Below are 23473 nucleotides of genomic sequence, written 5' to 3'. Positions count from 1 at the left end.
CCTGCGACACCTTTGATCGAGAGCAACTCATAGGTTGCTCGAAAATCGATGCTCGTGGATGACGGTAATCGGCTAAAAGCTGACCGTCAGCATACTCTCCTCAAAGAACTCCTGATCTATAGTCACTGAAGAGTTCATAGGGCGCGGTAAAATTCAACTCGCAGGGAGCGTATGAATGACTCGTTTGCAAACACTCAAGTTGATTCAGATAGCCATTGCCCTTCCAGCCTATACCGTACCTTCAAGCACTACATTCGTCTTCACTCTTTGGTTCACCATCACCTCGACGATCAACCTGTTCACCTCACAATCCTTTTCAGGTTGGGGGGTGATCATGTTGTGGCTTCTGCTGTCGCTGTTCTCGCAATGGGCATGCTGGAGCATTTTTTCCGACTCGCTCGAGGACAGCCCCTCTGTGCAACACCTGCCACTACTTGTACTTGGGGTATTGTTAACACTGATTTTAGGTTTGAGTGCCTGGGTTCTTTTTCACATAGGCCTAATCTGGCTTATGTGCGGTACACAAGGCATTGCAGCCGGTGTGCTTTTGACGATCAGTTGTGTGAGAAAAAGACGTCAAACTGGCGACATGCTCAGTGAATGAGTTCATCAGGGTGCCGGCCCTTTGCTGAGAGTGGGGCGTAAAGCAGATGTTCTCTATCAGCCCATGCAACCGTTCGGGTGCGGCAGCGTCCGGTCAAAACACGCCACTCCCGAGCGGCTGCTTTTGGCCGAAAGCGCTCACTCGTGAGCGGCAGCAATCGGCCAAAAGCAGACACTCACGATCGCTTGCTTTCGGCCAAAAGGCGACGGTCAAGCTTCTGCCGTTCCTTCTAAGGACCCTACACTCGGAGGCTGGATTCGACTATTTCTTGTTTTAGCTCTCGAGTTTGCGCCGGAATGATGGCATTTCAATATTGACCTTCTAGCTCAGGGAACGTAGCCTCAACGTGCTGTTTTGCCTGGACTGGATTAATTGGCAGGCAGTTAATATTAATTTTAAATAAGGTTATCAAGTGACTGAATTAAGCTTGGAAATAAGGACAGCCTCTAAGCGAGATATACCTAGCATAGTAAATCAAGCAACAGAACTAGATCTCTTAAGCTTGATAAACTCAGGTTCGCACGAAACACTTGATGCCCTTTTACAAGGTCTAGATCATCAGTCTTTAGGCAGGCTTTTTACAATAATAAATACAAGCACGCTGCAGAAAGTCTTGTTAGGAGCTAGCGAGTCAGCTATTGCTAATCTGGTAGAGATAATCCAGCCTAAACAGCTATCTAAGCTATTATCGAATGCCTCTGATGAGCTCATTGGGAAGCTTGTAGATTCAGCCGGCTCTAAGAAATCGCGACTTTCTATCGCATCGGCACTTCCAAATGACCGAAGAAAGCAGTGGTCCGAATATATCCAAAGTCAAGAAAAACTAATATTGCAACTCAAGCAAAGTACTAATGATTCCTCACAATCACTGCTGGATGAAAAGCGAAGATTATTAAGTGATCTCGAAGCAGCCATTCGTGACAAAGAAGACATGCTTCGCGGGTTTGATGATGAGGCGCGCATTAAACGCGAGCACTTCGAATCAATGTCCAGCGAAGCAAAAAATCGTCTAGTAGACCTACAAAACCACATTGCAAAACAGGAAGATGAAATAAAAATTCGCGAGCTTGAGCTTGCCAAAAGAATAAAAGAGTTTGAGCGCGCCACTAGCAAGCAGGTTCAACAGCGGATTGAATTGAAAGTCCCAGAATATGTTGCAGCAGCGGTGAATGTTCTAGAAACAAGAGAGGCGCACTACCGAAAAAAAGCTATGCACTGGAGTGTTCACGGTTCGGTTGTACTAGCACTAGCGATTGCGGGAACCATCGGAATTTCTTTATATGGATATGTCTATGGTGAAAAATTATCTAACCTTGCCTGGCAAAGTCTGCTTTTCGTTTCGTTCAAAGGCCTAGTAGTTCTAGGGGTTTTGGGTCTATGGGCAAAGCACGCCTTTACCGTGAGCAATGCATATATGCATGAAGCGATTAAAAGAGCCGATCGAGCGCACGCAATTAATTTTGGGAAACTCTACTTGGAAATATACGGAAACTCAGTAGACGGTAAAGAACTAATCGATATATTTGAGAACTGGAACATTGCTACCGAAAGCGCCTTTTCTAAAATAACAACCGATGGATTCGAGCCGAAGGTGCTAGATAAACTCGTAGAAGTCCTCAAACTCACTGACCGAAACAAATGACAAAATGAGCTTTCTTCAAGCACTGAGCTATTTTAAATGCAATACAAAATTGAGTTAACAGCTCAATATTTGGGATTTTTTCGCTTGAGTTTACTTGGGGGTTTCCCGAGGCGGTGGACCTAGCGAAGGTCCGCTCTGGGTCGAAAGTGGGCACTCACGTTGATCACGCATTCGCTTCGTATTTTGTCACTCAATCGACGATGGGGACCCATCGGACAAACCATACTCGACCTCTTTTAGGGCTTGCCCCCATCGCTAGGGATGTAGCAAACTGAAAAGTGGCATTTTTTCGTCAGCCCCGTGATTACATGTGGTTACTATTTATTTCAGCTACACATGGATAGTGAATGTATACCTCAACCAATCTCTTAAAACTGGTATATCCGCCGATTTCGAATCAGTTCGCAGAATGGCTCTGGGAAGTGAGGGCAGTAAGAGAGTATGTGAAAAAAAGCAAGTTATACATGCTTGCGCAGCGCCGAGAGGTGCTATTTCGCAATTACGATGTTGTGAGCAACAAAATTTTGTTTGATCTTGTTTGCGGCGAATATGAAAGAAAAAATCTCAGCATTTGCATTTCAGAACTCATCGGAAACTATGACTCCCCTATAGAAATTGAGCTTGGGCCACGCTCTATAAAAATTTATAACCCTCAAACTCCTCAATTGGAGAGCCTTTACTGGGCCACAACTGACAAGGTACTGTTTGATTCATGGCGAAACCGCTTATTTATAAACGGACTTGACGACACGTCGCCATTTACAAAATACAATTTGTATTACGTAGGGATATCGAAGGAAGGGGACAGTTTTTCTAGGCTATTCGAGAATGGACATAAGAATAGGCTTCGGATATTAACTAACGAAACTCAGTACTCGCCCACCGCGAGATTGAGCGACGAGCTATATATATTCCTGTTCGACATTGATGACTACGCAGTGAAAATATTAACTGAGGACGACTCTACACCGCCAGGTTTCCTAGACAAAAAAACTCTAGCAGCAGACGCAGAAAAAGCATTTGTTAAAATCTTGCAATCTAAGTACAACATTCAAAAATACCCATCGTACCCCAAGGGCGCAGATGGGCTCTTCGGCTCCGGGTTAACCTCCTACTCATATATGATCGACGAAGACATTACCTTCCTAACTGCTACCTCAAAAATTAGGGGCGCTCATTATCTCGTTCCTAACGATCTCAGATCTTATGACTTCATTCATGTAAAAGGAGAAGACGTAAAGATTGTTTCGGGCGGCTAAAACACTGAAGCCTCGTAGGCTCTGCCCCCCTTACTACGGCATATAGAAGGCTAGTGGCATTCCCTTATGAACCTCAGCCGCGATTTTATATGAATTTTCCGCCTGTATTTGGAGTTATGTACATGTCCGATTATAAAAAAATGCAAGAAATGCTAGCTGAAGTAAAAACTGAGACGGATAGAAGTTGTGCTTTAATTATAGCTGCGAACCTTGAAAACAGACTGAAAGATCTTCTAACAGATTTTTTTATCAGCATGTCACCCACGGCATTGAAGGAAATATTTGAAGGCACAAATCCGCTATCAACATTTTCATCTAGAATCACCATCGCCTTCTCCCTCGGTTTACTTTCCGAACAAGAATGCCACGACCTCAATCTAATCAGAAGAATCAGAAATTCCTTTGCGCACGAGGAACATGGCTGGAGTTTTTCCACTAAAATAGTCAAGGATCGTTGCTCATCCTTTAAACTATTCTCAGAGGCGAGGATAAAAAATGCTGCCATCACTGGGGATTACTCTCCTCGGGATAGATTCCAAATCGTCGCTATTTCAATAACCTTGTTGTTACTTGAACGACGTAATAAAGCGAAATTTGAACAGCGTGCTCAGCATCCGTCGACGTCGATTTTCTAGCGTTTCACGAAGGGTGCTAGTTCCGACGACACAGAATTTTGAGGTAGGTATTACTTAGCCCGGCGTCCGAAAGGGCTCTTGGGTCGAAACGGTCTCTAAGAGAATACCTCATGATCGATGCAACACAGTCTAACGCTTCGCGGATGTAGTCAGAGGTAATGATGTTTAACTAATCATCTCAGGATAATGTTGACCGGCAGCTATTGGCCGATTGCTGCCGGTCACCAAGGCTGCAGTCGCCTAGAGCTGCCGGTGAAGGACGTTAGATTTTGGCCGCAACCGGACACTCGACAGCCCCCCAAACGTTTGTTGAGTCCGTCTGATCGTCTACGAAAGAAGCGCTCGCAACGGAGCTGGAATGGGTACAACTTCCTTACTTTCCGGTGAGACACAAACGTGTGTGACATTCGCGGTAAATGCCAGCACGCCTTCGCCTATAAAACCCTCAACCAAAAAAGTAAAAGAGTGCTCGCCCAACCTGGCCACGCTGACTTTAATAGTCAATTCGTCATCCCACGTCACCGGAGACAGCAACTCGATCGACATCGCACGCACCGGCGGCAATATATTAAAACTCATCACCGCCCTAAGCCCCGGCCCCCCTACCCATCTGTCGAGTGCTATACCAATGGCCTCTACAGCAAAATATGAGAATCGCGGGGTGTAAACCACCCCTGCCGGATCACAATCTCCGAACAAGATAGTTCTGCTTACAAAAACCGCATCAGGCATTTACTCCCCCCTACTCGCCAACGTCAGGCCGATATCGATGAGTTCTTCTCGCTCGGCCATCAAGGGCTTCTGCCTTTGATGGCCGGCGATTGTCCCCACATCAGCGACTCAAAGATTTTCGTCTAGCACCTAAGCACTTAGCTGCTTGAACCAGTCAAGACTCGCAACGGTAGTTCCAGAAGGACGGTATTCACACCCAATCCATCCCGCGTACCCGCGCTGCTCCAGCGCCGCGAACAACGCGGCAAAGTCGATACTCCCGGTTCCCGGTTCGTGACGCCCCGGGCAATCGGCAATTTGCACATGCACGGTTCTGTCATAGAACCGCGCCAGCACATCGGCTGCATCTCCGGTCAAAAGCTGCGCATGGTAAAGATCAAGAATCAGCCCGACACTCGGGAAGGTCTCCAGTACCTGTTGCGCCTTGCTGAAGTCGGACATGTAATAGCCCGGCATCGCCTCCGCGCTGATCACTTCGATAAGCGGCCGCAGCCCCTGGTCTTCCAAGTACTTGACCGCATATTCCAGGTTGCCAGCGTAGGTTCGCTCAGCGTCATTCTGCGTGGTGACGCCCGACATGATGTGGACATCCGCACACGCCAAGGTCTTTGCGTAGCGGGCGGCCTGGAGCAACCCGTCGCGAAACTCCTCGCCCCTGCCCTGTAACGCGGCGATGCCTTTGGTCACGCCCGCCGGGGCGGCGAACTGAATCAACGGCAAACTGTATTGGGCTAGATGGTCGGCAAGCAGACTGGCGTCGAATTCATACGGCGACGGGAACTCCACTGCCCGGAAACCGGCGGCTGCGGCGGCTTCGATGCGTTGCAGAAAAGGCAATTCATTGAATTGGAAACCGAGATGAGCATTGAACTTGAGCATTGGGTAATCATCCATCCTGGGAAGAAACGACATCATTAGCCTGGAGCATCCTTCACCGCTCCAGCACTGCACTATCGCAAGTGCGTTCAACGATTAAAACCAAGTTTCCATCTGGATGCCGTATTGCCACACGCCTCCCGCCTGGAAGTCGGACATGCCAAAGGAGTCGTTAGTACTGAACCTGTCCAGATCCGAAGACCAGTTCATGTAGCTGGCGAACACTCGCAGCTCCGGACGCGTGAGTAGATCGCCGACGTCAAGTTTGAATGTCGGGGCGACCGTGAATTTCCAGAAGTTACCATCGACCGCATTACGTTGTAGATAGCCCTTGGGGTCGAGGTTCATGGTTTGCCAGCTCATTTCGTAGGCCATTTCGAAGTTGCTGTTGATTTTGTTGGCCAAGCGCACGTTGAGGGTCAGCCAGCGGTAGTCGTCACCTTTAACGTATCTATCCTTGCTCTGTTCAGCCAGCAAGCTGGGCCCGATGCGCCAGTCAGAGGTCAGCGGCGTCTCACCGTAAAGCGCCAGACGCAGCGCGCGGGCGTCGTCGATCAGTTCACCATCCGAGCCAACGTTCTTGACCTCTGCCCCCAGGCCTTGCCCATAGAGCAGCGCCGTTTTGAAGAAGCCTTCCCTGCCGAAAAAGGTTTTCTGGTGATTGGCCAGCATGCTGTGCAAACCGCTATCCGCAGGCGTCAAACCGGCCTTGTTGGTGTGGGTGCCGAAATCGTTTTTCTTGGCGCCGATGGCGTTGTACATCCACTGCCACTGGCCATCCTCGAAGAACTGGTTGGAGGTCAGGACGTAGCTTTCCACATCGGCATTGATACCGCCCTGACTGAAATCCCCGTAGCTACGCCCAATCAACGAGTAATTCGAGCGCCAATGCTTGTTCATCTGCACATCGTAAATTCCACCGCCGGTGCCGGCCAGGTAAACGACATCGGAGTCCAGCCAGTGGATATCGAAATTATCTCTATCGAAGCGCTTGCCCGCCCACAGCGTAGCGTTCTCGAATACTGAATTGCCTTTGAACGCGGCGACATGGTCGAGCGTGGCGAATACCTGGCGTACGTTGAGGTTGCTTTCGTCGGCCGTCCAGTCATTGGAGCTTTCCACGCCGTCGGCGATGGAGACCGTGAACTTGGAACGGGTACCGTTTTGCGCATAGACCTCTTTCGACAGGTCGATACGCATGTAGGTGTCGTCCTCGTTACCGAGTCGCCCGACTGCCCCGCCCACCGAACCGGCCGGCGTTGTGTAAGGGCCGCCACGCCCACCACCCAGCCCCTCGTCGACCAGCAATCCGGAGCGCGCATAGCCGTTGAAGCTGAACCCATCGGTGAGGTGTCCGGAATTGCCCTCCTTCTCCAGGCTTTGCTGACGGGCTTCGAGTTTTGCCAGTCGGGTATCCAGAGCCGGCGCCGAAATGGCTGTTGCGTTGGACGCGACGGACTGCGAGGGCGGCGTTGCGAATTTGATCTGCTGCAATTCCCGGGCAAGTGCCTGGGTCTGCTGTTCGGCCGTGGCTGCACGCTTTTCCGCTGCGCTGGCACGCGCTTCAAGTGCGGCCATGCGCTCTTCCAGTGTCGCGCCCTGAGAAGCCGCCGCCGATGTGCCGAGCACGCCGACCAGTAGCCAGCTTGATCCTTTCTGCATGTTGATTCCCTGTTTTGTTTTTATTTTTTGGTTGCCGCAGTTGCCTTTTTTGCGTGAGTCGCGAGTTGTCACAAACGACAAAAAAAGGATGCCTCATCGCAAATACGCTGCTACATTTGGCGATGTTAACGTTAACTTTTCTAAAAACAAAAATAAAGGACGCTCGATGAAACACCTGAAATCGCTCCTGCCAGTTGCATTGATCACCCTGTCTGCCGCACTGCCATCCGTGTCGAACGCAACCGATCTGACGATCTCTTGCGGTGCGGTGGGTGCGGAGTTGCAACTGTGCAAAGAGGCCGTCGAGACATGGTCGAAACAGACCGGCAACAACGTCGAGGTGGTCTCCACGCCTAACTCGGCAACCGAGAGGTTGTCGTTCTACCAGCAGATCCTCAGTGCGCAGTCCACCGACATCGACATCATTCAAATCGACATGGTGTGGCCGGGGATGCTGGCCAAACACCTGCTGGATCTGCGGGAGGTGCTTCCCGCCAACGCGACCCAAGGCTATTTCCAGGCCCAGGTCGATAACGCCACGGTCAACGGCCGGCTGGTGACGATGCCGTGGTTCACCGACTCGGGGCTGCTGTATTACCGCAAGGACCTGCTTGAGAAATACAACAAACAGGTTCCTCAAACGTGGGAGGAAATGACCGCTACCGCCAGGGATGTGCAACAGGCTGAACGCAACGCCGGGAACGCCAATGCCTGGGGTTACATCTTTCAGGGACGTGCCTACGAGGGCCTGACGTGCAATGCGCTGGAGTGGATCAGCAGCCAGCCGCAAGGCGGACTGATCAATCAACGCGGCGACATCGTGGTCAACAGTCAGGCCTCGAGAGCGGCGTTGACCCTGGCGAAAAGCTGGGTCGGAGACATCTCTCCGCGTGGCGTGCTCAATTACACCGAGGAAGAAGGACGTGGCGTATTCCAGTCGGGCAATGCGCTGTTCATGCGTAACTGGCCTTATGTCTGGGCCTTGGTGCAAAGCCAAGACAGTGCCGTAAAAGACAAGGTCGGCGTCGCCCCCCTGCCCCGCGGCGGCGAAACCGGCGAGCATGCTTCCACCCTCGGTGGCTGGGGCCTGGCGGTATCGCGTTACAGCGCGCATCCCAAACTTGCCGCTGAGCTGGTGAGCTACCTGAGTAGTGCCCAAGAGCAAAAACGTCGAGCGCTGAAAGGCGGCTATAACCCGGTAATCGAGTCGCTGTATCAAGATCCCGAGTTGCTCGCGGCCATGCCTTATTACGCTCAGCTGCACAGCATTCTCAACGCTGGGGTCATGCGCCCCGCCGCCATCACCGCCGATCGTTATCCACGGGTCTCCAATGCGTTCTTCGATCGGGTGCATGGCGTGCTGGCGGGCGAGTTGCCCGTCGATCAGGCTCTTGCCGAACTGGAAAGCGAACTTACGCGCATCAAACGCCGGAACTGGTAAGCCACAAGGAAGGAAATCACCATGTCTGTCTCTACAACCCATGCCCCGTTTGACGAGCTGCTGCTCACGAGGGAAACGCCTGTACAACGTCGCCGGGTGCGCGCTGCCTGGCTGTTTCTGACGCCAATGCTGGTCTGCCTGGCCCTGGTCGCCGCCTGGCCGCTGCTGCGCACATTCTGGTTCAGTCTGACCGACGCCAGCCTGGCGGACACCGGTGGCGCAACCTTCATAGGCTTGAGCAATTATCTGTTGTTCAGCGGTTCCGGCTGGTCGGGCATCCTCGTCGATCCACAGTGGTGGAATGCAGTGCGCAACACGTTGTATTTCACGGTGGTCTCGGTGGGACTGGAGGTCGTGCTGGGGTTGTTGGTGGCGTTGCTGCTGAACATCAAATTCACCGGCCGTTCTCTGGTGCGGGCGTTGATTCTGATTCCGTGGGCGATTCCGACGATTGTCTCGGCGAAGATCTGGTCATGGATGCTCAACGACCAGTTCGGCATCATCAATCACCTGATGCTCAGCCTCGGCCTGATTGATGCTCCCCTGGCCTGGACGGCAGATGCCGACCTGTCGATGTGGGCGGTGATCATCGTTGATGTCTGGAAGACCGTGCCTTTCGTCACGCTGCTGATGCTGGCGGCCTTGCAGATGTTGCCGAGCGATTGCTACGAAGCGGCCAGGGTCGATGGCATTCATCCGCTGAAGGTGTTCTGGCGCGTCACCCTGCCACTGTTGATGCCTGCACTGCTGGTGGCGGCGATCTTTCGCATCCTTGATTCGCTGCGGGTATTCGACGTCATCTATGTGCTGACCTCGAACTCCTCGAGCACCATGAGCATGTCGGTGTATGCCCGCCAGCACTTGGTGGAGTTCCAGGATGTCGGTTACGGCAGCGCGGCGTCGACGCTGTTGTTTCTCGTGGTCGCGGTGATCGCCATGCTTTACCTCTACCTCGGACGCCGTCAACTGGAGGTCCGCGCATGAGCCCGCGCCTGCTGAAAAAAGCGCTGTTGCGCCTCGGATTCTGGTGCCTGATCGGGGTTTTGCTGCTGTATGCGGTTTTCCCGTTCTACTACGCCATCGTGACGTCGCTGAAGCCCTCCAGCGCCTTGTTCGAGGTGAGCTACTGGATCGAAAATCCTGACTTCTCCAATTACGCTGCGGTCCTCCACCAGGCCTCGTTCCTGCGAGCAATCGGTAATTCACTGGTGGTTGCGCTGTGCGTGGTCACCCTGGCGCTTTTCCTCAGCCTGACCGCTGCTTATGCCTTGGGCCGGGTGAAATTCCGTGGGCGTGGCACGGTGTTGATGATGGTGCTTGGCGTGTCGATGTTTCCCCAGGTCGCGGTGCTGTCGGGACTGTTCGAAGTGATCCGCGCCTTGGGCCTGTACAACACGTCGTGGGCGTTGATCCTGAGTTACACGATTTTCACCCTGCCCTTCACCGTCTGGGTGCTGACCACGTTCATGGGACAACTGCCCCATGAACTGGAGGAAGCGGCAATCATGGATGGTGCGTCGCCCTGGGTGACGCTGACCCGCGTGCTGTTGCCGCTACTCTGGCCCGCCCTGATCACCACTGGCTTGTTGGCCTTCATCGCGGCGTGGAACGAGTTCCTGTTTGCCCTGACGTTCACCCTCACCGACAGCCAACGCACGGTGCCGGTGGCCATCGCCTTGATTTCCGGCGGCAGCCCCCATGAGTTGCCTTGGGGCTTGTTGATGGCTGCCTCGGTGCTGGTCACCGTCCCACTGGTGATTCTGGTGCTGATCTTCCAGCGCCGAATCGTTTCCGGCCTCACTGCCGGCGCGTTAAAGGGTTGATGCCCAATAAAGACAAGGAACCGCATCGTGATGAAATTGAAACTGGACAACGTGAACAAACAATTGGGCGGCGCGCGGATTCTTCGCGACATCAACCTGGAGATCGCTGCGGGTGAATTCGTGGTATTCGTCGGCCCTTCGGGCTGCGGAAAGTCGACGCTGCTGCGGCTGATCGCCGGACTGGATTCGATCTGTGCCGGCGACCTGCTGATCGACGGGCGCCGGGTCAACGACCTGGAGCCGCGCGAGCGTGGCGTCGGCATGGTGTTTCAGTCCTATGCGCTGTACCCACACATGAGCGTCTACGACAACATCAGTTTCGGTCTCAAACTGGCCAAGACTGAAAAGAGCAGCTTGCGCGAGCGCGTACTGAAAACTGCGCAAATCCTGCAATTGGACAAACTGCTGCAACGCAAGCCAAAAGAGTTGTCTGGAGGGCAGCGTCAGCGTGTAGCAATGGGCAGAGCCATGGCGCGGGAACCGGACATTTTGTTGTTCGATGAGCCGCTCTCCAACCTGGATGCCTCCTTGCGGGTACAGATGCGCAACGAAATCGCCCGGCTGCATGCGCGACTGCGCTCAACCATGATCTACGTCACCCACGATCAGGTCGAAGCGATGACCCTGGCCGACAAAATTGTTGTGCTCAATGGTGGTCACGTCGAGCAGGTCGGTTCACCGCGCGAACTCTATGAGCGCCCGGCCAGCCGCTTTGTCGCCGGTTTTCTCGGTTCGCCGAGAATGAATTTCCTGCCGGCACGCTTGCATGCGCCGGGCGAAACCAGCCTGGTCGATGCAACTGTTTTGGGGATGACCACCCTGCCCTTCGACAGCTCGGACCTGGCGGCAGAAGCCTCGCTGAGCCTGGGCGTTCGTCCGGAACACCTGTCGCTCAAAGCGGCGCAGGGCACGGCAGGCGTCGTCGTGACCGGGGTCGAATACCTGGGCAGTGAAACCTATGTGCACCTGGATACCGGGCAGGACGAGCCACTTATCTGTCGTTGTGAAGTCAACGCCGGATGGCAGGCGGGCGATCGGGTCGAACTGCAGCTGGACATCAACAAGATCCATCTGTTCGACAGCGACGGCACGGCATTGAAGCGCCACCCGCACGCCATTGAATCCGCGCAGGATGACCTCTCTTTGCGCTCAGTCCGAGCAGGCGCCCTATGACCTTGTCTTTGAATACTCCGAGCGATCCCATGTCTTCGACCCTTGACCTTGCGCAGCGCGCCCTGGCTGACAGCCAGTCTCGCGTCATCGAGGATTATCGACCCGGTTATCATATTGCCCCGCCGGCAGGCTGGATGAACGACCCGAACGGGGTCGTGTACTTCCGTGGCGAATATCACGTTTTCTATCAGCATCACCCCTTCGATGCGAAATGGGGGCCGATGTATTGGGGCCACGCCAAGAGTGCCGATCTGGTGCATTGGCAACACCTGCCCATTGCGCTGGCACCCGACGATGACTGCGACCGCGACGGCTGTTTTTCCGGGAGCGCCGTGGTCTGTGGCGATACCCTGGCCCTGATCTACACCGGGCACACCTGGCTGGGCGAAGTGGGTGACGAACGCTTGATCCGTCAAGTGCAGTGCCTGGCAACCAGTACCGATGGCATCCGCTTCGTCAAACACGGGGCCGTCATCGACAGCGCGCCGCAAGACGCCATCATGCACTTTCGTGACCCCAAGGTCTGGCAGGACGATGGTTATTGGTACCTGATTGCCGGCGCACGTTTGGGCGACAGACCGCTGCTGCCGTTGTACCGGTCCACGGATCTGCGCGTCTGGGAATTCCTCGACTATGTGTCCGCCGGCAGCGAAGGCGATGGCTATATGTGGGAATGCCCGGACCTGTTTCGCCTGAATGGACGCGATGTGCTGCTGTACTCTCCGCAAGGCATGCAAGCCGAGGGTTATGACCGGCTCAACAAGTACCAGACCGGTTATCGAGTGGGCCAACTCGACAACCAGTGGCACTTCACGGGCGGGCCTTTTATCGAGCTGGATAACGGCCACGATTTCTATGCGGCGCAGACGCTGTTGGCCGCCGATGGTCGGCGCCTCATCTGGGCGTGGCTGGACATGTGGGAAAGCCCGATGCCCAGCCAGGCCCATCACTGGTGCGGCATGCTCGGATTGCCCCGCGAACTTGAGCTGCGCGCCGATCGCCTTTGCGTGTATCCGGCACGGGAGCTCAGCGCGCTGCGAATGGCGCTATTGCCGGGTACGCCGTGGTGGGAAGCGTCGGGAGCCCGCTGGGTGCCGGAGGTAAACGGCGACATGCTCGAAATCCATGTGCATCTGGATCTGCTCGGCTGCACTGACGGCCACCTGGGAGTCGCTTTGCGTTGCAGCGACGATGGCCGTGAAGAAACCCTGCTCTATTACGATGCATCACTGCAGCGTCTGGTGCTTGATCGCAGCCGCTCGGGTGCGCAAGTCACAGGCCAGCGCAGCGTGGCGATAGACCCGACACAAGAGCGCTTGGAACTGCGCGTGTTTCTTGATCGCTCATCCATCGAGGTATTCGACGAAAACGGCCGCTTCAGCCTCAGCAGTCGCCTCTATCCGCGTTCCGACAGTCTGGGCGTGAAGCTGGTGGCAAGCGGGAGTGGCGGACGCGTCTCGATTGCCAAGGCATGGCCGCTCGGTTCTGCATGGTCATGAGCGGCGTCATTCGGGTCGCGAGAAGCCCGGGCCCTGTGTCATGATTCTGCGTCAACCTGACCGGCCGCACCTCGCATGACTTCAGTGAAAGACGTTGCACAACTGGCCGGCGTGTCCCTGATGACGGTGTCTCGAGCGCTCAATACTCCGGAAAAACTGAGCCCCGAAACCCTTCTACGGGTGCGTCGTGCCATTGATGAACTGCAATTCGTACCCAGCCTGTCAGCGCGCAAGATGCGCGGTGACAACCTCCAGTCGCGCACCATCGGTGTGTTCGCGCTGGACACTGCGACCACACCTTTCGCGGTCGAGCTGCTGCTGTCCATTGAGCAAACTGCGCAGCAAGCCGGCTGGAATGTCTTTATCCTCAACCTGCTAAGCAACCCGCCCACCGACCAGAACATTGATCTGATGCTGTCGCACCGTCCGGACGGCTTGATCTTCAGCGCCATGGGGTTTCGCCAGGTCAGCATTCCCGAGCGCTTGAAGAGCAAGCCTCTGGTGCTCGCCAATTGTCTGGCAGATGACAGCGGCCTCGTCAGCTATGTACCCGACGACGAAATGGGCCAGTACCGCGCCGTACACCACGCATTGAGCCTCGGCTACAAACGTCCTCTGTGTATCAATCTGCCGAAACAGAGTCTGGCATGGGGGCTGCGACAAAAAGGCCTGCAGCGTGCCTGTCAGGCATTTGGCCTAGCGCCTGAAATGCTCTTGCAATACGACCTTTCCGATCATGATGCCTACAGTGAAACAGCCGCCATTCTCGACCGGCATGTCATTGATGGTCGTCCCCAATTTGATATTTTGATCTGCGGCAACGACCGCATTGCCTTTTGTGCCTATCAGTTGTTGTTGGGGCGTGGCCTGAAAATTCCCGACGATGTCGCCGTCCTCGGCTACGACAACATGATCGGCATTGCCGAGTTGTTCATCCCTCCGTTGACCACCGTGCAACTGCCGTACTACGAAATTGGGCGCCAGGCTGCACGGCATCTGATCGAGACCCTGGAGCTTTCGGGCACTCAGCGAGTTGACTGTCCATTGGTGGTCAGGACATCACTGTAAGAGTGGGTCAGCTCGCTGATAGCACGCTTTTGATTTTCCGAGTGGAATCAGAAATCCACTGTCGCTGAAAGCAGATAAGTTCTCGGTGTCGACAACGTCAACCCCGGTTCACTGTCATCCGAAGCGCCTGCTGAACTCCAGTAGCTTTTATCCAGAACGTTCTCGACATTGGCGCGCAGGGTGATGGTTTTTTCATCGACTTTGAAGGCGTACCGCGTACCCACGTCGAAGCGCTCCCAAGCGTCGATCTCCTTCTCGTTCGACTGATCCAGATACTGCGAACTGGAATAGATGCCACGGGTTGTCAGCGTCAGCCCCTGCACACTCGGCACGTCCCACTCTGCGCCCAGATTGACGTTGTATTTCGGCGTCGCCGGCGCACGGTTGCCGTCGAAAGTGCCGTTGGTGGTGTGGGTCAGCTCGCTGTCGATGTACATCACGCCGCCGAGCAACCGGACGCCTTTGAGCGGTTCGCCAAACATGCTCAGCTCCACGCCGTTGTTCTGTCGTTTGCCGTTCGGGCCGAAGACCCGGGTCGTGGCGTTGGTTTCATAGGCGGGTTGCTTGATCCTGAATACTGCTGCCGTTAACGCATACGAACCGGCGTCGTACTTGGCTCCGATCTCGACCTGACGGCTGATAAACGGCGGAAAAATTTCGTCTTCGTTCACTGACGTTGACGGCGCAATCTTGCCTTGGCTCAGGCCTTCCATGTAGTTGGCGTAGAGCGACAGCTTGTCAGTCGCCTTGAACAGAATCCCGCCCGAGGGCGAAACCTTTTCCTCGTCGTAAGCCGTGTCGCCTTTGACGTCATCGCTCCAGTCATCGACTTTCACTCGTTGCCAGCGCGCACCGAGGGTCAACAGAAGCCGATCATCAAAGAAGCCCAAGGTGTCGGACAACGCCACGCCGCTGAAGCGGTTTTCGGTGTACACCTTGGCGTCGTAGCGCGTCGGCGTACCGGGTTTGGCGGTTTCCACCGGGTCATACAGATTGCTGCGCCCGGCCGCATAACGCGCGCCGCCATTCTCGAAATCCATATAAAAGTAGCTGGCCACCAGATTGACCTCATGGCTCACCGGCCCGGTATGGAACCAGTTGCGCACGCCGGCCGTTGCGGTACGGACATTCTCGTCGCGGGTGAAATCACGCGGTTGAACGCTGAAATCACCGGCATCGTTGGTGACGGAAACGGCGTGGCGCAAGAAGTCATGATTGCTTTTGCGAGCACCGACACCGCCGTACAGCATCACCGAATCATTGACGTCGAACTCAGCGTTGAGCGTGCCGAAGGTGTCCTCGGTTTTCGCCTGAGTCCACGGTTGCGCGTAGTTGCGATGCACCTTGTTCGCGCTCGGAACCTTGGCATTGGCCGCGACCTGCACGCGCTCCTGCGGCGCGTCGGTGTCGCGTTCGGTGTGACCGATATCGGTCGAAAGTCGCAAGCGCTCACCGCGAAAATCCAGGCCGAGCACGGCCATGTCGCGGTCGACACTTTGATCATCCCACTCGGTATCACCGGACTGTTTGACGCCGTTGAAGCGCAGGCCGAACTGATTGTCCTCACCGAACCGCCGGCCGACATCCACCGCGCCGCCGACCTGATTGTTCGATGCATAGTTGGCCGTCAGCGAGGTGATCGGTTTGTCGGTGGCACGCTTGGGCACCACATTGATGCCTCCGCCCACGCTACCCCGTGGCGAGATGCCGTTAATGAGTTGGCTCGGGCCTTTCAGAATGTCGACGCGATCGGCCATTTCCATGTCGATCGTGTAAGTCGGCAGCACCCCATAGAGGCCGTTATAGGCGACGTCGCTGTTGAACAAACTGAAACCACGGATGGTGAACTGCTCGTAACGTCCACCGGCCGGATTGGTCGCGCGCACCGATGGATCGCTGGAAATCAGATCGCCCAAGGTGCGCGCCTGCTGATTCTTCACCGCCTCGCTGGTGTAGGTGGTCATGCTGAACGGGGTTTCCATGAAGTCTTTCGACCCCAGCAAACCCTGCGAGCCACGCCGCGCAACCTGGCCGCCGGCAAAGACATCGGCGCCTGTCGAATCGCTGGCGCCGAGGATCGAAGTCGGCGCTAGTTGCAGGCTGCTGCCCTCGGCGGCTGGAATCAGTGTGTAGGCCTGCTCGCCCAGCGGTTGCAGTTGCAGACCGGAACCCAGCAACAAGCGAGCGAACCCCTCCTCCACGCCAAATTCGCCGGACAAACCATTACTGTTGCGCCCGCTGACCAGCGCCGGATCGACCGACAGATTGACCCCGGCCAACCCGGCAAACCGCGTCAGCGCGGCACTCAGGCTGCCGGCCGGCACCTGGTAACTGCGCCGAGCGGCGTCTTCGGCCCAACTGGACTGGATCAACACAGGGCTGGCACTCAGGCTCAGCAGGAGGCTCAACTGCAACAACGGACGCAAACGACTTGGGAATACTGCGGGCATTGGAAGAAGCTCTCGAGTTTGTTCACTTACCTGCAATGACCGGTGAGGCGAAAAAAAGGGACAGGCTTCAGACGAAATTTTTTCGCGGCGCCAGCGTTACCCAAAAACGCGTGCGCGAATGGACCTCCAACGGCAGGCTCGCCGCCAGCAGCGTCAGCACTTTATCGGTGTCGTCGAGGCGGAAACTGCCGGTGACACGCAGACGTTCAAGTGCCGGCTCCCAGCGCAGAAGCCCCGAGCGATAACGGCTCAACTCGCGAAGAAAGTCCCCCAACGGCTGGTTTTGCGCCATCAACACACCGTCACGCCAGCCCGGCATTTTGGCGTCGAACAGCGCGACCGACCCGGCGCCGGAAGCCTGCAGATTGACCTGTTGCCCGGCGTTCAACTGCAGCGCCGGCCCGTGCAACGGCTGCAATTGCACCGAACCGCTGACCACCGACACGGTGCAATCACGCTGGTTGAGGCGCACGCAGACTTCGCTGCGGCTGACAATGATCCGACCGTGCGGCGCGTTGACCGTCAACGCCGTGCTACCCGGAACGTTGAGCGCCATTTCGCCGCGCACCAACGTCAACTGACGGCTGGCCAGATCGACGTTCACCGCACTGGCGGTGTTCAGTTGCAAGATGCTGCCGTCGGCCAGCCGTGTTCGCGTGTGTTCGCCGGTGGAAGTCTGCAAATCCGCGCGCCAGACGTCGAGCGGCAACTGGCGACTGATCAACCACGCCGTCGGCACCAGCGCCGCCAGACCCAGCGCCCTTTTCAGAGCTGCACGCCGCGCCAGATCCGGGCGATCGAGTGTGGCCATGGCCAATTCTGCTGGCAGACTGGAAAAGCGCTGGCGCAGTAATTGAATCTTCTGCCAGGTGTTTTCATGGCGGCTGTCGCTGTCGCGCCAGTGCTTCAGTCGCACGTGATCGGCTTCACTGGCCTCGCCGGATTCGAGCAATGCCAACCACTGTGCGGCGGCACGGGCAACTTCGCGCGCTTCGGTGCTGGGCGCAACACGCATCATAGATCCAACATCAAGCAATGTTCGTAAGCCATTGCCATGTAACGTTTTATACTGCGTTCAGAAACCTGCAGCCGTTCGGCAATTTCACGGTAAGCGAGGCCTTCGAGCTGACTCAGGAGAAAGGCCCGACGCACCGCTCGCGGCAAACCATCGAGCAGCTCATCCAGCGCTTGCAGGGTTTCCAGCAGCAGCCAACGTTGCTCGGGCGACGGCACGCATTCTTCGGGCAACTGCGCGAGGGCTTCGAGATAGGCCTTTTCCAGGCTGCGGCGGGTGTAGAAATTGCTCAGCAGGCGTTTGCCCACGGTCAGCAGATACGCGCGCGGCTCGCGCATATCTACAATCGGCTGAGCGCTGCACAGCACGCGCAAGAAGGTATCTTGGCTCAGGTCCGCCGCATCCCACGCGTTGCCCATGCGCCGCCGCAGCCAGGTTTCCAGCCAGCCTCGATGGTCGCGATACAGTTTGTGCAGGTGCTGCGGCGATGGCGTCGCTGCTTCAGTCATCTCAAGAGTCCTGCGCGAAGTCAGTTTCAAATGAGAGTGATTCTATTTAACTTGAGCGCCGACACAAAGCCTTTTTAACCGCGACAGCTTTCATGAGCGCTTCAAGGTCTCGCTCGGCAACTCCTTGAACAACGCCCGGTAACTGCTGGAAAACCTTCCCAAATGCCAGAACGACCAGTGCATCGCCACCTCCGCCACGGTGGTTTCCGTGGGTCGGCGCTTGAGCAATTCACGGTGTGCGCTGTTCAACCGGCGCAGGCGCAGCCAGTGACTCGGGGTCATCCCGGTGTAGGCCTTGAACGCCTGCTGCAATTGGCGCAACGGCACCCCGGCCACTTGCGAAAGCTCCAGCAGATTGACCGTGTCTTCCGGCGAATCGGCCGCCCACTCCCCTACCCGTTTCATGATCATCCGCTCTTCAGTACGCCGCTGTAATCCGCCGCGATCAAGACTGGTGTGAGCGTTGTCGAGAATGAACAGACAGTCTTCGAGCAGTTGCTTTGTCAGCGAATCTTTATCAAGCAGATCAACAGCTTGCGACATCTTCGTGAGAGTCGAGCTTAACCAGCGACTGAACAAGGCGTTCTGCCCGCAGTTGAGTTGGGTCATGAACAACCCTTCGAGTTTCGCCACATTCAGACCGTGCTGGCGAACAAATTCCGGACCGAACACCACGGCGATTTCCTGGTAGTTCTCCGGGGTGATCCAGATGTTGCGGCTCTCTTCATTGAGCAGATACAGCGCGTTGTCACTGCGATCGAAACAGAACGCCAAAGCACCCGACGGCGCGCTGAAGTTCTGCTCGACGCGGGTGTTCATCTGTTCTTCGTAGACCTCGACACCCTGCAGATCCAGATAGCGGATCTGCCCGGCGAAATGGCCCGGCGACATCTGTTGGTAATGCTGGACCCAGCCCGGTGTGGCGCGGACTTGTTCGGCCACATCGGCGGTGTTGAACGCTTGAACCTGGAGCGAATTGCACGTTGTCATGGGGTGACCTTGCGCACTCTTTTGGTGCGCTTTGGTGCTGCTTAAAGTGGATAGATGGAACTGCAAGGCTCGCCCAAGATAGTCGTCAACGCGCCACAGGGGAAGGGGCGGAAGATGAAACCCGCCCTCCCCGGCGTCTATAAAACCAATAACGAGGTCTTTATGAATGCCCCTTTCGATCAGCTGTTCACGTGGCTGAAAGATCACAAGATTACCGAAGTCGAATGTGTGGTCAGCGACCTGACCGGCATTGCCCGCGGCAAGATCGCACCGACCAACAAGTTCCTGCATGAGCGAGGCATGCGCCTGCCGGAAAGTGTCCTGCTGCAAACGGTAACCGGGGATTTTGTCGACGACGACATCTACTACGACCTGCTCGATCCTGCCGATATCGACATGGTCTGCAAGCCCGTAGCTGACGCGGTCTACGTGATTCCGTGGGCGATCGAGCCGACCGCCATCGTCATCCACGACACCTTCGACAAGTTCGGCAACCCGATCGAACTGTCGCCGCGCAACGTGTTGAAGAAAGTCTTGCAGCTGTACACCGACAAAGGCTGGAAGCCGATTGTGGCGCCGGAAATGGAGTTCTACCTGACCCAACGCTGCGAAGACCCGGATCTGCCGCTGAAGGCACCGCTGGGCCGCTCGGGCCGTGCTGAAAGCGGTCGGCAGTCGTTCTCCATCGATGCCGCCAACGAATTCGATCCGTTGTTCGAAGACGTCTACGACTGGTGCGAACTGCAAGGCCTGGACCTCGACACGCTGATCCACGAAGACGGCCCGGCGCAGATGGAAATCAACTTCCGTCACGGCGACGCCCTCGATCTGGCGGACCAGATCACTGTGTTCAAGCGCACCATGCGTGAGGCCGCACTCAAGCACAACGTTGCGGCGACATTCATGGCCAAGCCGATCGGCGACGAGCCGGGCAGCGCCATGCACATTCACCAGAGCGTGGTGGACATCGCCACGGGCAAACCGATCTTTGCTAACGCTGACGGGCAGATGAGCGAACTGTTCCTGCATTACATCGGTGGTTTGCAGAAGTACATCCCGAAAGTGCTGCCGATGTTCGCCCCAAACGTCAACTCGTTCCGCCGCTTCCTGCCGGACACCTCGGCGCCGGTCAACGTCGAATGGGGCGAAGAAAACCGCACCGTCGGCCTGCGTGTGCCAACGTCCAGCCCGGAAGCCATGCGTGTGGAAAACCGTCTGCCGGGCGCCGATGCCAACCCGTACCTGGCAATCGCCGCGAGCCTGCTCTGCGGTTATATCGGCATGGTCGAAGCCATCGCGCCGAGCGCTGCGGTACAAGGCCGCGCTTACGAACGTCGCAATCTGCGCCTGCCGATCACCATCGAAGAAGCGCTGACGCAAATGGAAGAGTGCGAAGCCGTTGCGCAATACCTCGGCGACAAGTTTGTCCGTGGCTATGTCGCGGTAAAGCGTGCCGAGCATGAAAACTTCAAACGCGTGATCAGTTCGTGGGAGCGTGAGTTCCTGATGCTGAGCGTCTGAGCAAAGCCAAAAGATCCCCTGTGTCGATCGTTCCCACGCTCTGCGTGGGAATGCAGCCCGGGACGCTCCGCGTCCCATCCAAAGCCGAACGCGGAGCGTCCGTTGAGGCATTCCCACGCAGAGCGTGGGAACGATCATTCGAAAAAGAGGTGTCGAAATGCGTCTGTTGAAATCCGTACTCCCGGTCGCCCTGAGCGTGCTGTTCAGCGCGGTAGCCCATGCCCAACCCCAGGTCAGCGTCTACAACTGGACCGACTACATCGGCGAAACCACCCTCGCCGATTTCCAGAGCCAAAGCGGGATCAAGGTGATCTACGACGTTTTCGACTCCAACGAAACCCTCGAAGGCAAACTGCTCGCCGGTCGCACCGGGTATGACGTGGTCGTGCCGTCCAACCACTTCCTCGCGCGTCAGGTGAAGGCAGGCGCCTTCCTCAAACTTGACCGTGCGCAACTGCCGAACTTCAAGAACCTCGACCCGAAACTGCTCGAACTGCTGGAGAAAAACGACCCGGGCAACGAGCACTCGGTGCCGTACCTGTGGGGCACTAACGGCATCGGCTACAACGTCGACAAGGTCAAGCAAGTGCTGGGCGTCGACCACATCGATTCCTGGGCCGTGCTGTTCGAGCCTGAGAACCTGAAGAAACTCAGCCAGTGCGGGGTGTCGATGATGGACTCCGCCGACGAAGTCTTCCCGGCGGTACTCAATTACATGGGCATGGACCCGCGCAGCGAAAACCCGGAAGACTATAAAAAGGCTGAAGCGAAACTGCTGAGCATCCGTCCATACATCACCTATTTCCATTCTTCGAAATACGTGTCGGATCTGGCCAACGGCGATATTTGCGTAGCCTTCGGTTACTCCGGCGACGTGTTCCAGGCCGCCAACCGCGCCAAGGAAGCCAAGAACGGCGTGAACATCGCTTACGCCATTCCGAAGGAAGGCGCCAACCTCTGGTTTGATCTGTTGGCCATCCCCGCCGATGCGAGCAACACCAAAGAAGCGCACGCTTTCATCAATTACCTGCTCGATCCGCAAGTAATCGCCAAAGTCAGCGCTTCGGTCGGTTACGCCAACCCGAACCCGGCCGCCAAGCAATACATGGATCAAGAGCTGGTCAACAACCCTGAGGTTTACCCATCCCAGGCAGTGCTCGACAAGCTCTACATCTCCTCTACCCCGCCCCAGGCGATCATGCGACTGATGACCCGATCCTGGAGCAAAGTGAAGTCGAACAAATGAATCAGTACACCCAAGAACACGCTCGCTCTTACTACGCCGCTTCGGCCCGGGCGAGCACACCTTATCCGCTGCTGGACGGTGACTTGACTGCCGATGTCTGCGTGATCGGCGGCGGATTCACCGGGGTCAACACGGCCATCGAACTGGCGCAACGCGGGTTGTCGGTGGTGTTGATCGAAGCCCGGCGCATCGGCTGGGGCGCCAGTGGGCGCAATGGCGGCCAGTTGATTCGCGGGATCGGTCATGAGGTCACGGGGTTCGCCAAGTATGTCGGTCAGGAAGGCGTGCGTTACTTGCAGCGCGCCGGCATCGATTCGGTCGAACTGGTGCGTCAGCGCATCGGCGACAACGGCATCGAATGTGATCTGCGCTGGGGCTTCTGCGATCTGGCCAACACCCCGGCGCAGTTCGCTGCCTTCAAGGATGAATTGGTCGACCTCGCCGAACTCGGCTATGCCCATGAAACCCGCCTGATCGGCCCCGAGCAGGTGCGCCAGCAGGTGGTCAACTCCGACATCTATGCCGGTGGCCTGGTCGACATGGGGTCCGGTCATCTGCATCCGCTGGATTTGGTGCAAGGCGAAGCGCGACTTGCAGCATCGTTGGGCGTAAGGATTTTCGAGCAGAGTGAAGTGCTGGAAATCATCCATGGCCCGACCGTGCAGGTGCGCTGCGCAAGCGGCACGGTGCGGGCTGGCAGTCTGGTGCTCGGCTGCAATGCGCATCTGGACGACCTCGAACAGCAACTCAGTGGCAAGGTGCTGCCGGCCGGCAGTTACATCATCGCCACCGAACCGTTGTCCGAGGCGCGCGCCGCGCAACTGATCCCGCACAATCTGGCGGTGTGCGACCAGAAAGTCGGCCTCGATTACTACCGGCTCTCGGCGGACCGACGCCTGCTGTTCGGCGGTGCGTGCCACTATTCCGGGCGTGATCCGGCGGACATCGCCGCTTACATGCGCCCGAAGATGCTCAAGGTCTTCCCGCAACTGGCCGACGTGCGCATCGATTACCAGTGGGGCGGCAAGATTGGCATCACCGCCAACCGCTTTCCACAGGTCGGCCGGCTCAAGCAGCACCCGAACGTGTTCTATGCGCAGGGCTATTCCGGCCATGGCCTGAACGTCACGCACTGGTGCGCGAAACTGCTCGGCGAGGCGATTCATGCCGGTCACAGCCAAGGCATTGACGTGTTCAGCGGCGTGCCGCACATGACCTTCCCGGGCGGTCCGGCCTTGCGTTCGCCACTGCTGGCACTGGGCATGTTCTGGTATCGCCTGCGGGAAATGCTCGGCTGACAGCACAAACCGCGCTGACACGATCTGATC

At 56.5% G+C, this 23473-nt stretch carries 20 protein-coding genes; 13 read left to right on the top strand and 7 right to left on the bottom strand.

Translation table 11 applies throughout. From position 1 onward, the window contains the following. Positions 1–175 precede the first annotated feature (175 nt). From CKW26_RS13495 to CKW26_RS13480, 4 genes are all read left to right on the top strand, one after another. Entirely contained in the window at positions 176–604 is a 429-nt protein-coding gene (locus CKW26_RS13495) for a hypothetical protein (RefSeq protein WP_095048936.1), read from the top strand. Between the two features lie 412 nt (positions 605–1016). Further along, entirely contained in the window at positions 1017–2246 is a 1230-nt protein-coding gene (locus CKW26_RS29550) for a hypothetical protein (RefSeq protein WP_141231857.1), read from the top strand. Positions 2247–2593: 347 nt separating this feature from the next. Then, positions 2594–3505 carry a hypothetical protein gene (locus CKW26_RS13485; protein WP_095048934.1) on the top strand — a complete coding sequence of 304 codons (912 nt, stop codon included), beginning with the start codon at positions 2594–2596 and terminating at the stop codon, positions 3503–3505. 122 nt (positions 3506–3627) lie between these two features. Next, positions 3628–4140 carry an MltR family transcriptional regulator gene (locus CKW26_RS13480; RefSeq protein WP_177409252.1) on the top strand — a complete coding sequence of 171 codons (513 nt, stop codon included), beginning with the start codon at positions 3628–3630 and terminating at the stop codon, positions 4138–4140. A gap of 327 nt (positions 4141–4467) precedes the next feature. Here CKW26_RS13480 and CKW26_RS13475 read toward each other — a convergent pair whose 3' ends face one another. The 3 genes from CKW26_RS13475 to CKW26_RS13465 form a co-directional block, all read right to left on the bottom strand. Beyond that, positions 4468–4872, bottom strand: coding sequence for a thioesterase family protein (locus CKW26_RS13475; RefSeq protein WP_095048932.1), 405 nt, complete (start codon positions 4870–4872; stop codon positions 4468–4470). 129 nt (positions 4873–5001) lie between these two features. Then, complete coding sequence (locus CKW26_RS13470; protein ID WP_095049091.1) at positions 5002–5751, bottom strand: hydroxypyruvate isomerase family protein; 750 nt, start codon at positions 5749–5751, stop codon at positions 5002–5004. A 93-nt stretch (positions 5752–5844) separates the two neighbouring features. After that, positions 5845–7410 carry a carbohydrate porin gene (locus tag CKW26_RS13465; protein WP_095048931.1) on the bottom strand — a complete coding sequence of 522 codons (1566 nt, stop codon included), beginning with the start codon at positions 7408–7410 and terminating at the stop codon, positions 5845–5847. A gap of 166 nt (positions 7411–7576) precedes the next feature. On the opposite strand from CKW26_RS13465, the gene CKW26_RS13460 reads away from it, so the two are divergent. The 6 genes from CKW26_RS13460 (at position 7577) to CKW26_RS13435 (ending at position 14414) form a co-directional block, all read left to right on the top strand. Next, the gene (locus CKW26_RS13460; protein WP_095048930.1) at positions 7577–8851 is read left to right on the top strand and encodes an ABC transporter substrate-binding protein; all 1275 of its coding nucleotides are present in this window, start codon (positions 7577–7579) and stop codon (positions 8849–8851) included. Positions 8852–8872: 21 nt separating this feature from the next. After that, positions 8873–9835, top strand: a complete 963-nt coding sequence (locus tag CKW26_RS13455) for a carbohydrate ABC transporter permease (RefSeq protein ID WP_095048929.1) — start codon at positions 8873–8875, stop codon at positions 9833–9835. Beyond that, positions 9832–10674 carry a carbohydrate ABC transporter permease gene (locus CKW26_RS13450; RefSeq protein ID WP_095048928.1) on the top strand — a complete coding sequence of 281 codons (843 nt, stop codon included), beginning with the start codon at positions 9832–9834 and terminating at the stop codon, positions 10672–10674. Before CKW26_RS13455 ends, CKW26_RS13450 begins: the two co-directional genes overlap by 4 nt. 27 nt (positions 10675–10701) lie before the next feature. Then, entirely contained in the window at positions 10702–11847 is a 1146-nt protein-coding gene (locus tag CKW26_RS13445) for an ABC transporter ATP-binding protein (protein WP_256579899.1), read from the top strand. A gap of 29 nt (positions 11848–11876) precedes the next feature. Further along, a complete protein-coding gene (locus CKW26_RS13440) occupies positions 11877–13346 on the top strand; it encodes a glycoside hydrolase family 32 protein (RefSeq protein WP_095048926.1) in 1470 nt (489 codons plus the stop codon). Between the two features lie 75 nt (positions 13347–13421). After that, positions 13422–14414: a LacI family DNA-binding transcriptional regulator gene (locus CKW26_RS13435; RefSeq protein ID WP_095048925.1), complete on the top strand. Its 993-nt coding sequence runs from the start codon at positions 13422–13424 to the stop codon at positions 14412–14414. 47 nt (positions 14415–14461) lie between these two features. Here the strand turns inward: CKW26_RS13435 and CKW26_RS13430 are convergent, their stop codons facing one another. The 4 genes from CKW26_RS13430 to CKW26_RS13415 all read right to left on the bottom strand — a co-directional run bounded on the left by CKW26_RS13430 (position 14462) and on the right by CKW26_RS13415 (position 19378). Beyond that, positions 14462–16864 (bottom strand): TonB-dependent siderophore receptor, encoded by a 2403-nt coding sequence (locus CKW26_RS13430; RefSeq protein ID WP_095048924.1) that lies wholly within the window; start codon positions 16862–16864, stop codon positions 14462–14464. Between the two features lie 67 nt (positions 16865–16931). Beyond that, positions 16932–17879, bottom strand: a complete 948-nt coding sequence (locus CKW26_RS13425) for a FecR domain-containing protein (RefSeq protein ID WP_095048923.1) — start codon at positions 17877–17879, stop codon at positions 16932–16934. After that, positions 17879–18388, bottom strand: coding sequence for a sigma-70 family RNA polymerase sigma factor (locus CKW26_RS13420; RefSeq protein ID WP_095048922.1), 510 nt, complete (start codon positions 18386–18388; stop codon positions 17879–17881). The genes CKW26_RS13425 and CKW26_RS13420 overlap by 1 nt, the downstream gene beginning before the upstream one ends. A gap of 90 nt (positions 18389–18478) precedes the next feature. Next, complete coding sequence (locus CKW26_RS13415; RefSeq protein WP_095048921.1) at positions 18479–19378, bottom strand: helix-turn-helix domain-containing protein; 900 nt, start codon at positions 19376–19378, stop codon at positions 18479–18481. 162 nt (positions 19379–19540) lie between these two features. On the opposite strand from CKW26_RS13415, the gene CKW26_RS13410 reads away from it, so the two are divergent. The 3 genes from CKW26_RS13410 to CKW26_RS13400 all read left to right on the top strand — a co-directional run bounded on the left by CKW26_RS13410 (position 19541) and on the right by CKW26_RS13400 (position 23443). Then, entirely contained in the window at positions 19541–20899 is a 1359-nt protein-coding gene (locus CKW26_RS13410) for a glutamine synthetase family protein (RefSeq protein ID WP_095048920.1), read from the top strand. A gap of 157 nt (positions 20900–21056) precedes the next feature. Beyond that, on the top strand, positions 21057–22145 hold the full coding sequence (locus CKW26_RS13405; protein ID WP_095048919.1) for a polyamine ABC transporter substrate-binding protein: 1089 nt from the start codon (positions 21057–21059) through the stop codon (positions 22143–22145). Next, complete coding sequence (locus tag CKW26_RS13400) at positions 22142–23443, top strand: FAD-binding oxidoreductase (protein WP_095048918.1); 1302 nt, start codon at positions 22142–22144, stop codon at positions 23441–23443. The genes CKW26_RS13405 and CKW26_RS13400 overlap by 4 nt, the downstream gene beginning before the upstream one ends. The last annotated feature ends 30 nt before the right edge of the window (positions 23444–23473 follow it).

This window comes from Pseudomonas sp. Irchel s3h9, from assembly GCF_900187475.1.
In the GTDB taxonomy this organism is placed as follows: domain Bacteria; phylum Pseudomonadota; class Gammaproteobacteria; order Pseudomonadales; family Pseudomonadaceae; genus Aquipseudomonas; species Aquipseudomonas neuropathica.
The sequence above is the reverse complement of the archived record's forward strand: the minus strand, read 5'-3'. Positions and strand labels throughout refer to the sequence as shown.

Bases quoted from the DNA above. Each gene is read 5' to 3' on its own strand.
- CKW26_RS13440 (WP_095048926.1), top strand. From the start codon at position 11,877: ATGTCTTCGACCCTTGACCTTGCGCAGCGCGCCCTGGCTGACAGCCAG.
- CKW26_RS13420 (WP_095048922.1), bottom strand. From the start codon at position 18,388: ATGACTGAAGCAGCGACGCCATCGCCGCAGCACCTGCACAAACTGTAT.
- CKW26_RS13430 (WP_095048924.1), bottom strand. From the start codon at position 16,864: ATGCCCGCAGTATTCCCAAGTCGTTTGCGTCCGTTGTTGCAGTTGAGC.
- CKW26_RS13435 (WP_095048925.1), top strand. From the start codon at position 13,422: ATGACTTCAGTGAAAGACGTTGCACAACTGGCCGGCGTGTCCCTGATG.
- CKW26_RS13470 (WP_095049091.1), bottom strand. From the start codon at position 5,751: ATGCTCAAGTTCAATGCTCATCTCGGTTTCCAATTCAATGAATTGCCT.
- CKW26_RS13405 (WP_095048919.1), top strand. From the start codon at position 21,057: ATGCGTCTGTTGAAATCCGTACTCCCGGTCGCCCTGAGCGTGCTGTTC.
- CKW26_RS13465 (WP_095048931.1), bottom strand. From the start codon at position 7,410: ATGCAGAAAGGATCAAGCTGGCTACTGGTCGGCGTGCTCGGCACATCG.
- CKW26_RS13475 (WP_095048932.1), bottom strand. From the start codon at position 4,872: ATGCCTGATGCGGTTTTTGTAAGCAGAACTATCTTGTTCGGAGATTGT.
- CKW26_RS13425 (WP_095048923.1), bottom strand. From the start codon at position 17,879: ATGCGTGTTGCGCCCAGCACCGAAGCGCGCGAAGTTGCCCGTGCCGCC.
- CKW26_RS13495 (WP_095048936.1), top strand. From the start codon at position 176: ATGACTCGTTTGCAAACACTCAAGTTGATTCAGATAGCCATTGCCCTT.
- CKW26_RS13400 (WP_095048918.1), top strand. From the start codon at position 22,142: ATGAATCAGTACACCCAAGAACACGCTCGCTCTTACTACGCCGCTTCG.
- CKW26_RS13480 (WP_177409252.1), top strand. From the start codon at position 3,628: ATGTCCGATTATAAAAAAATGCAAGAAATGCTAGCTGAAGTAAAAACT.
- CKW26_RS13410 (WP_095048920.1), top strand. From the start codon at position 19,541: ATGAATGCCCCTTTCGATCAGCTGTTCACGTGGCTGAAAGATCACAAG.
- CKW26_RS13460 (WP_095048930.1), top strand. From the start codon at position 7,577: ATGAAACACCTGAAATCGCTCCTGCCAGTTGCATTGATCACCCTGTCT.
- CKW26_RS13455 (WP_095048929.1), top strand. From the start codon at position 8,873: ATGTCTGTCTCTACAACCCATGCCCCGTTTGACGAGCTGCTGCTCACG.
- CKW26_RS13450 (WP_095048928.1), top strand. From the start codon at position 9,832: ATGAGCCCGCGCCTGCTGAAAAAAGCGCTGTTGCGCCTCGGATTCTGG.
- CKW26_RS13415 (WP_095048921.1), bottom strand. From the start codon at position 19,378: ATGACAACGTGCAATTCGCTCCAGGTTCAAGCGTTCAACACCGCCGAT.
- CKW26_RS13485 (WP_095048934.1), top strand. From the start codon at position 2,594: ATGTATACCTCAACCAATCTCTTAAAACTGGTATATCCGCCGATTTCG.